The organism is Nonomuraea sp. NPDC049725 (assembly GCF_040674795.1).
Classification (GTDB): Bacteria; Actinomycetota; Actinomycetes; order Streptosporangiales; family Streptosporangiaceae; genus Nonomuraea; species Nonomuraea ceibae.
Map to the genome: position 1 here is coordinate 428208 of NZ_JBFANJ010000007.1, position 8756 is coordinate 436963.

The following is an 8756-nucleotide window of genomic DNA, read 5'->3' on the forward strand; positions in this document are numbered from 1 at the left end:
CCCGCCGGCCCTCACCGGACGAAAGGATCATCATGAACGCAGCGCTCGACACCCTCCGCCGCGACTTCGGCGGCGCCGTCATCGAACCCGGAGCGCCTGAATACGCCGCGGCCAGCCGGTCGGTCCTGGTCACGGGCAGCCCCGCCTACGTGTTGCGCCCCGAGAGCACCGGTGACGTGCGGGCCGGTGTCGCGTTCGCCGCCGCCTCCGGGCTGGTGCTGTCGGTGCGGGGCGGCGGCCACGCCTTCGCGGGCTTCGGCACCAACGACGGCGGCGTCGTGCTCGACCTGAGCGGGCTCGACGCCGTCGAGGTCGTCGACAAGGACCGCCACCTGGTCCGCATCGGCGGCGGCGCCACCTGGGGCCAGGTCGTGGACGCGCTCGCCCCGCACGGGCTGGCGATCTCCTCCGGCGACACCAGGAGCGTCGGCGTCGGCGGGCTGACGCTGGCGGGCGGCATCGGGTGGAAGGTCAGGAAGCACGGCCTCGCACTGGACAACCTGGTCGCCGCCGAGGTGGTCACCGCCGACGGGCAGGTGGTGCGGACCGGCGCCGAGGAGCACCCGGAGCTGTTCTGGGCGATCCGGGGCGGCGGCGGCAACTTCGGCGTCGTGACCGCCTTCGAGTTCGCCGCCCACCCGACGACGGAGGTCTTCTACGGCAAGATCGCCTTCCCTCCGGCGGAGGCGGCCGCCGTCCTCCAGGGGTGGGCCGACCACCTGCGCACCGCCCCCGAGGAGCTGACCTCCATCGTGGAGCTCGCCAGCCCGCTCGCGGGCGGCCCGGACGCGCCGGTCGAGGTCCGCGTCGCCGTCGACGGCGACGACCCGGCCCTCGCCGCGCGGGCCCTCGACCCGATCCGGGCGCTCGGCACCGTGATCGCCGACGACGTCACGCTCAGGCCGTACGCCGACACGCTGGTGGAGGGGCTCACCCCGCCGCCGGGCATCCGGCTGGTCACCCGCAACGGGTTCGCCGGCGGGGCGTCGCTGTCCGAGGTGCTGCGCGTCCTCGCCGGCACCGCGGCCAGGCCGGGATCGCCGTTCATCGCCGTGCGCGCCGTCGGCGGAGCGGTGGCCCGCGTGCCGGCGGACGCCACCGCCTACGCCCACCGGCAGGCGGAGGTGATGGTGGTGACCACCGTCGCGGGCCCGCAGCCGGTCGTCGAGGCCGCCCTGCCCGGCCTGGACGCGCTCTGGGACGAGCTCGGGCCGCACGTCGGCGGCGCCTACGCCGCCTTCCTGGCCTCCGCCGCCGAGGAGGACGTGGCCGCGATCTACCCGGACCGGACGTACGGGCGGCTGGCGGCGGTCAAGCGGCGCTACGACCCCGACAACCTGTTCTCCCGCAACCACAACGTGCGGCCCGACCAGACGAGGTAGTCGCCACAACGTGCGGCCCGATCAGACGAGGTAGTCGCGCAGCGCCGTGGCGCGGCCCGGGTGGCGCAGCTTGCTCATCGTCTTGGCCTCGATCTGCCGGATGCGCTCCCGGGTGACGCCGTAGACCTTGCCGATCTCGTCCAGGGTCTTCGGCTCGCCGTCGGTCAGGCCGAAGCGCAGCGCGATCACGCCGGCCTCCCGCTCGGTGAGGCCGTCCAGGATCTGCCTGAGCTGGTCGCGCAGCAGGTCGAGGCCGACGGCGTCGGTGGGGTCGAGCGCCCCGGCGTCCTCGATGAGGTCGCCGAGCTCGGTGTCGCCCTCCTCGCCGAGCGGCGTGCTCAGCGAGACGGGCTCGCGGGCGTAGCCGCGGATCTCCTCGACCCGCTCCGCCGTCAGCTCGACCTGCTCGGCGATCTCCTCGTCGGACGGCTCCCGGCCCAGCGACTGGAACAGCTCGCGCCGGGCCCGCGCGACCTTGTTGATCAGCTCGGTCATGTGGACGGGGATGCGGATCGTCCGCGACTGGTCGGCCAGCGCCCGGCCGACGGCCTGCTTGATCCACCAGGTGGCGTAGGTGGAGAACTTCAGCCCGAGCCGGTGGTCGAACTTCTCCACCGCCCGCATCAGCCCCAGGTTGCCCTCCTGGATCAGGTCCAGGAAGGGCAGGCCGCGCCCGGTCTGGCGCTTGGCGATGGACACGACCAGGCGCAGGTTGGCCTCGATCATCCGGTCCTTGGCCAGGCGGCCGTCGGCGGCGATCCACTCCAGGTCGGCGCGGTCCTGCGGGGACAGCGCGTCGCCGTCGCGGTCGAGGCGTTCCTGGGCGAACAGTCCGGCCTCGATGCGCTCGCCGAGCGCGACCTCCTGCTGGGCGTCGAGCAGCCGGACCCTGCCGATGTTCTTGAGGTAGTCCTTGACCTGATCGGTGGTTGCGGCTGCTGTCATACGGGCCTCCTGGAAGTAAACTTGCGACGGTGGTAAGATTACGTTGAAGGCATTCCATCGTCAAGAGGAAATTTATGTCCGACGTAAAAATCTTCGGCCTGCGGGAGCAGAAGAAGCAGGAGACCCGCCAGGAGATCTCCGACCAGGCCACCCGCCTCTTCATCGAGCAGGGCTTCGAGGAGACGACGATCGCCGAGATCGCCGACGCGGCGCGGGTGGCCAAGAAGACCGTCACCAACTACTTCCCGCGCAAGGAGGACATGGCCTTCGACCACCACGAGCGGTTCGTGGCCGCGCTGGCCGAGATCGTGGCGGGCCGGGAGCCGGGCGAGTCCGCGCTCGCCGCGCTCCGGCGGGTCTTCCTCGACGCCGCCGCCCGGCACGACGCGATGCTCGGGTTCACCCACGGCGGGTTCGGGCGGATGATCGTGGAGTCGCCGACGCTGGTGGCGCGGCTGCGCGAGCTGATGGAGCAGCGGGAGGAGGCCCTGGCCCGCGCGCTCGCCGAGGAGACGGGCGACACCGGCCCGGTGCCCCGGCTGGTGGCGGCGGCCGTCGCGAGCCCGTACCGGGTGCTGCTCGGCCAGATCATGGAGCTCACGCTCGACGGGCTGGACAACGCGCGCATCGCCGAGATCGTGACCGAGTCCGCGCGCGAGGTGTTCGACCTGATGGAGCCGTCCTTCGGCCACTACGCGGTGCGCTCGGCATCTGACAGCTCGCGGCGACATCGTCCAGCATCGGAAGAACAACTGTGACTGGGAGAACGACTGGATCTTGGAAGACTCCCGCTTCCAACTTCTCGACGGCCCCGACGAGGTGCTCCTATCCTTCCTGGCGCGGACAGTTCATCCCGAAGCGCAGCCCGATGTTGACAGCGCCGCCCGGCAGGTCGATGCGCTGAACCGGCTCCTGGAACCGGACGGCTGGACCCTGCGGACTCAGGAGTTCTTGTCGGGGCCGCCGATCTACTGTCCGGTCGCGACAGGAAAGACTGCAGACCCAGTGATCCCCCTGCCACTCAGGGGCGATGACGCCAGCAAGCTCGACCTCGTCCTTGATCAGGTACATCATCTCCTCGACACAGATGGCCACGTACTGGCCCGCGACCTTCTTCCCAGCACGACTCTCACCCTGCGCCGTGATGGCGGTTTCTTCCACCCGATACCCGGCGACAACTGGACGGACGCCACGTACGAGGCCGTCCTCACCATGGACCCCGCTCTCGTTCCCGAGTTCACCCCCGCAGTGAACGAACTGATCTGGCAGCACCTGGTCATCGTGTTCAAACGGCTTCAATGCGAGGATGTCTTCTCACTCATCGTCGAGGCCGCACCTCTGCCCCTTCCTCCCGTGCCACAGAATTGGCGGCAAGTGGCCGTTACTCCTCCTGCAACCAACCGCGCGACGTGAGCGAGCAGCCGGCGAGGGATACCCCACCATGGATGGCTTGGTCTTCAGTAGCGGGGCCGAGCTTGTCGTCTACCAGGTCCTCTGCGAGATCCAACGGGACAGCCCGCCCCAGCGCTCCATCGCCGTCTTGCCGCTGCCCTCCGCCAAGCTCCGCGAGGCGGGCGTGCGTAGCCCCGACTTCACGGTCCTCGGTAACAGCCGAGTTGTCGTCATCGACGTCGATGGCCCACACCACTACGGTCGTACCCGCAAGGCCGACGACGAGGACCGCGACCGGCATTGGAGCCGCTGCGGCGTTCCAACGATCCGCATCGCACACGAGCAGACCAGAGACCCTGCCTCCTTGAAGGAACGCCTTCGCGAAGACCTCCTCCGCACGTTGGTGCCGCTCCGGTAATGAGTATCCGGGGAGGCGATCTATCGCAAATAGTGAGCCACTATCTGCGGTAACGAGGTCCTGATCATCCGCGATGCCCCAGTGAGCCCTGGGCGATCACGCCTATCGATATGCGCTGCGATCGAGGCTGCGGGGGTGGCTAACGGTGCTTATCTGCGATTTCGGTCGATTCCTCAGGTGGTCGGCTCTACCGTGAGTGGTCGTACCTTGGCTGTGAGGGGATCGACGTGGATCCGATCGTTTTGGCGGCGGGCACGGCGCTGGTGAGGGTGATGGCCACCGATGCCTGGCAGTCGGCCCTCGATGGCGTGGTCGCGCTGTGGCGTAAAGCTCGGCCTGAGCAGGCCGACGCTGTCGAGGTGGAGCTGGTCGAGGTCCGCGAGCAGGTGCTCGAGGCCCGCCGGGACAGCGACGCCGACACCGAGCAGGCCCTGGCCGGGGCCTGGCAGATACGGCTGCGGCAGCTGCTGCGCGCCGACCCGGGCCTGGCCATGGAGCTCCAGCGGGTGCTGGATGAGGTGCTCACCCCGGCGCTGAAGCCGGCTGAGCAGGAGCGCATCGGTTCGCTAGTGATGAAGGCGACCGCCAGCGGGCACGGGCGCGTCTATCAGGCTGGCCGCGATCAGACCATCAACGAGAAATGAGCGTCCCGCCGGGCCCAAGCGATCCAGGCCCCCGGCCGCCGCAGGCGGGGATGCAGGCTACGGCTGCCGGGCATGGGCGCATCTATCAGGCCGGGCTCAACCAGACGTTCCATGAGGTGGTGCTGTCAGAGGCGGCGCTGCGGCCGGTCACGGAGGTGACCGCCCCGCCGCGGATGGTGAATCTGCCCCGGCATACCCGCACGTTCGTCGGGCGCGGTGACGAGCTGGCCGTGCTGGAGGCGGCGCTGCTGGGCGGGGGTGGGGTAGTGGTGGCCGCGGTGCACGGTTTGGGCGGGGTCGGTAAGTCCACGCTGGCCGCGCATTATGCGCTGGCGCAGGCCGCCGGCGCTGCAGGGAATGGTGGTGCGGGGCCGAACCCGGTGTGGTGGATCACCGCCGATTCCGGCCCGGCGGTTGAAGCCGGACTGGCAGGGCTGGCGGCCGCGTTGCAGCCGGAGCTGGCCACTGGGTTGTCGTTGGAGGCGCTGGCGGCACGGGCGACGGCGTGGCTGGCGGCCCATGACGGGTGGCTGTTGGTTCTAGACAACGTCGTCGACCCTGCTGATGTGCGGCCACTGCTGGAGCGGACCTTGGCCGGGCAGGTTCTGGTAACCAGCCGGCTGGGCGAGGGCTGGCACCGGCTGGATGCTCAGGTGCTGCGTCTGGACGTGCTGGGCGAACGTGAGGCGATCGAACTGTTGGCCCGGATCGCCGCGCCCAACCTCTCCCCAGACGCCGCCCGGGCCGATTCCGGTAGGAAACTGCCCGCGAGCTTGGACGGGGCGGTGGAGCTGGTGCGTGATCTCGGGCATCTGCCGCTGGCAATCGAGCAAGCGGGCGCTTACCTACACCAGACCCGCATGACCCCGCGTGCCTACCTGACTCAGCTCGAGGACAAGCCGGCGGTGATGTACGACCGGGCAGCCCGCGGCGCCGACGGAGAGCGGACCACCGCCCGCATTTGGCGACTGACCCTCGATCAGCTCACCGAGACCCCGCTGGTCGGCCACCTGCTGCGCGTCCTGGCCTGGTACGGCGCCGAGCCCATCCCTCGTGCCCTGCTGAGTGGCCTGGATCCTGATGAATCGGACATTCAGCATGCGCTGGGGGAGCTGGCCGCCTACAACATGATCACCCTCGACAGCGAGACGATCACCGTGCACCGGTTGGTCCAAGCCGTTGCCCGCACCCCTGATCCCGGCGACCCGCATCGCCGGACTGCCGACATCGACACCGCCCGCGACCAGGCGACTCTCCTGCTCGATAGTGCTCTTCCCGCATCACCCTGGGATCCGGCCGGCTGGCCCGTATGGCGGGCGCTATCGCCGCATATCGAAGCTCTGACCAGCCACGCCTTGCCTGACACCGACACAGCCACGACCGCACATCTGCTCAACGAGACCGGACTCTTCCTGAAGAACCAGGGGGCCCTCGCTCGTTCGATCAGGTGCTATCAACGAGGACACATGACCTCTCAGCGGGTGCTGGGCGCCGATCACCCCAACACCCTCACCTCCCGCAACAACCTCGCCAACGCCCATTGTGCGGCAGGGGATCTGAGCCGGGCCATCCCGTTGTACGAGGCGACGCTGGCCGATCGGGAGCGGGTGCTGGGCGTCGATCACCCCGACACCCTGCAATCCCGCAACAACCTCGCCAACGCCTTCCGGGAAGCGGGGGATCTGGGCCGGGTCATCCCGCTGTTCGAGGCGACGCTGGCCGACAGTGAGCGGGTGCTGGGCGCTGACCACCCCGACACCTTGACCTTCCGCAACAACCTCGCGAACGCCTACCGAGAAGCGGGGGACTTGGGCCGGGCCATCCCGCTGTTCGAGGCGACGCTGGCCGACAGTGAGCGGGTGCTGGGCGCTGACCACCCCGACACCCTGGCCTCCCGTGACAACCTCGCCGGCGTCTACCGGTCGGCGGGGGATCTGGGCCGGGCCATCCCGCTGTACGAGCAGACACTCGCTGATCGGGAGCGGGTGCTGGGCGCTGACCACCCCAACACCCTCACCTCCCGCAACAACCTCGCCGGCGCCTACGGGGAAGCGGGGGATCTGGGCCGGGTCATCCCGCTGTTCGAGGCGACGCTGGCCGACAGTGAGCGGGTGCTGGGCGCTGACCACCCCGACACCCTGACCTTCCGCAACAACCTCGCCAACGCCTTCCGGGAAGCGGGGGATCTGGGCCGGGCCATTCCGCTGTTCGAGGCGACGCTGGCCGACAGTGAGCGGGTGCTGGGCGCCGACCACCCCCACACCCTGGCCTTCCGTAACAACCTCGCCGGCGCCTACGGGGAAGCGGGGGATCTGGGCCGGGTCATCCCGCTGTTCGAGGCGACGCTGGCCGACAGTGAGCGGGTGCTGGGCGCCGACCACCCCCACACCCTGACCTCCCGTAACTACCTCGCTGGCGCCCACTATGCGGCGGGGGATCTGGGCCGGGCCATCCCGCTGTTCGAGGCGACGCTGGCCGATCGGGAGCGGGTGCTGGGCGCCGACCACCCCGACACCCTGATCTCCCGTAACAACCTGGCTGGCGCCTACCGGGAAGCGGGTGACTTGGGCCGGGCCATCCCGCTGCACGAGGCCGCCCTGGCCGACAGTGAGCGGGTGCTAGGGGGTGATCACCCCGATACCCTGCAATCCCGTAACAACCTGGCTGGCGCCTATCAGGCGGTGGGGGATCTGGGCCGGGCCATTTCGCTACTCGAGGCGACGCTGGCCGACAGTGAGCGGGTACTGGGCCCTGACCACCCCACAACGCGAACCGTTCGAGCCAATCTGGCAGCAGCTTTGGGATAGCGGTGAGCTTCAGCGGGTGAGTTCTGAGGCGCCGCCGTTTTTGCGGAGTTGTCGGAGGTCGGGGATGTGGTTGTACAGCGTCCCCGGCGAGACGCCGAGCAGCTTGGCGATCGAGGTGATCGAGTTCTCTGGGTTGGGGAGCATGTCGCGGGCGGCGCATAGTAGCTCGGGGGTGATGACGGTGGGTCGGCCGCCGGTGCGGCCACGGGCTTTGGCGGCGGCCAGGCCGTCGCGGGTGCCGGCGACGATGAGCTCGCGGATGAACTCAGCCAGGGCGGCGAAGACGTGGAAGATGAGCCGGCCGCCGGGGGTGGTGGTGTCGAGGTTCTCGTGCAGTGAGGTGAATCCGATCTCGCGGCGGCGGAGCTCGCCGACCATGGTGATGAGGTCTGCCAGGGACCGGCCATAGCGGTCGAGGGAATGCACGACCAGGGTGTCGCCCTCGTTGAGGAAGGCGTGACAGGCGGCGAGCTCAGGGCGTTCGGCGTTCTTGCCGGACTTCTTGTCGGCAAACACGCGCCGGCATCCGGCGGTCTTGAGGGCGTCGAGTTGGCGTTCGAGGTTCTGACCGGCGGTGGAGACGCGGGCGTAGCCGATGCGGATCTCGCTGCGGTGGACGGGGAAGGCGGCCAGCGGGTCGGCAGGCAGCTGCAGGGCGTCGGTCACGCCCGTCATTCTCTCAACAAACGGTGTTTGTATGTTGTTGAACCATCGAGGTTGTTGAACGAGTTTTTGAAGGCCTCGAGGGTGTTATGCGGGCCGGTTCGGCGGATCTTCAAAAAACGATCGTTATTTGAAGCGTTCAGTGGGCTATGGCTCGCTCTGCCCTGCTTTCATTTTCTCGGCGAGAAGAGCCGTGTATTCGGCGAGAGTTCTCTGAGTACGCACAGTCTCAGGATCGTCGACCCCGGACACTCGCTCACGCACCCGCAGTAGCGCGGCCAGCTGGTCTCGGGCGGTGGCTGGATCTCCCGCCTGTCCCGTCCAATGGGCAAGGGCGTAGCGGGTGGTCAGGGTGCTGGGGTCTTCGACGCCGGACACCCGTTCACGCACTGGCAGTAGCGCGGCCAGTTGGTCTCGGGCGGTGGCTGGATCTCCCGCCTGTCCCGTCCAATGGGCAAGGGCGTAGCGGGTGGTCAGGGTGCTGGGGTCTTCGACGCCGGACACC

The 8756-nt window shown here is 69.1% G+C and carries 8 protein-coding genes and 1 pseudogene; 6 read left to right on the forward strand and 3 right to left on the reverse strand.

The features are described from left to right. Positions 1–32 precede the first annotated feature (32 nt). Positions 33–1382 carry an FAD-binding oxidoreductase gene (locus AB0J53_RS21405; protein ID WP_364174794.1) on the forward strand — a complete coding sequence of 450 codons (1350 nt, stop codon included), beginning with the start codon at positions 33–35 and terminating at the stop codon, positions 1380–1382. 21 nt (positions 1383–1403) lie between these two features. On the opposite strand, the pseudogene AB0J53_RS21410 reads toward AB0J53_RS21405, so the two are convergent. Further along, a pseudogene (locus AB0J53_RS21410) lies at positions 1404–2327 on the reverse strand (RNA polymerase sigma factor); the annotation flags it as partial. Between the two features lie 74 nt (positions 2328–2401). Here AB0J53_RS21410 and AB0J53_RS21415 point away from each other — a divergent pair. The 5 genes from AB0J53_RS21415 (at position 2402) to fxsT (ending at position 7588) form a co-directional block, all read left to right on the forward strand. After that, complete coding sequence (locus tag AB0J53_RS21415) at positions 2402–3085, forward strand: TetR/AcrR family transcriptional regulator (protein WP_364174797.1); 684 nt, start codon at positions 2402–2404, stop codon at positions 3083–3085. Further along, positions 3057–3740, forward strand: coding sequence for a hypothetical protein (locus tag AB0J53_RS21420; RefSeq protein ID WP_364174831.1), 684 nt, complete (start codon positions 3057–3059; stop codon positions 3738–3740). The genes AB0J53_RS21415 and AB0J53_RS21420 overlap by 29 nt, the downstream gene beginning before the upstream one ends. A 28-nt stretch (positions 3741–3768) precedes the next feature. Then, on the forward strand, positions 3769–4137 hold the full coding sequence (locus tag AB0J53_RS21425) for a hypothetical protein (protein ID WP_364174800.1): 369 nt from the start codon (positions 3769–3771) through the stop codon (positions 4135–4137). Positions 4138–4364: 227 nt separating this feature from the next. Beyond that, complete coding sequence (locus tag AB0J53_RS21430; protein ID WP_364174803.1) at positions 4365–4781, forward strand: hypothetical protein; 417 nt, start codon at positions 4365–4367, stop codon at positions 4779–4781. Continuing rightward, on the forward strand, positions 4778–7588 hold the full coding sequence (fxsT, locus tag AB0J53_RS21435) for an FxSxx-COOH system tetratricopeptide repeat protein (RefSeq protein ID WP_364174806.1): 2811 nt from the start codon (positions 4778–4780) through the stop codon (positions 7586–7588). The genes AB0J53_RS21430 and fxsT overlap by 4 nt, the downstream gene beginning before the upstream one ends. A 9-nt stretch (positions 7589–7597) precedes the next feature. Here fxsT and AB0J53_RS21440 read toward each other — a convergent pair whose 3' ends face one another. Together AB0J53_RS21440 and AB0J53_RS21445 are read right to left on the reverse strand one after the other, a co-directional pair. Next, complete coding sequence (locus tag AB0J53_RS21440) at positions 7598–8254, reverse strand: recombinase family protein (RefSeq protein WP_364174809.1); 657 nt, start codon at positions 8252–8254, stop codon at positions 7598–7600. Positions 8255–8398: 144 nt separating this feature from the next. After that, positions 8399–8756, reverse strand: a 358-nt coding sequence (locus tag AB0J53_RS21445; protein WP_364174812.1) for a tetratricopeptide repeat protein, incomplete at its 5' end; no start/stop codon positions are given.

What these genes read in the sequence shown, in the direction of transcription:
- AB0J53_RS21405 (WP_364174794.1), top strand. Translation starts at nt 33, where the DNA reads ATGAACGCAGCGCTCGACACCCTCCGCCGCGACTTCGGCGGCGCCGTC.
- AB0J53_RS21415 (WP_364174797.1), top strand. Translation starts at nt 2,402, where the DNA reads ATGTCCGACGTAAAAATCTTCGGCCTGCGGGAGCAGAAGAAGCAGGAG.
- AB0J53_RS21425 (WP_364174800.1), top strand. Translation starts at nt 3,769, where the DNA reads ATGGATGGCTTGGTCTTCAGTAGCGGGGCCGAGCTTGTCGTCTACCAG.
- fxsT (WP_364174806.1), top strand. Translation starts at nt 4,778, where the DNA reads ATGAGCGTCCCGCCGGGCCCAAGCGATCCAGGCCCCCGGCCGCCGCAG.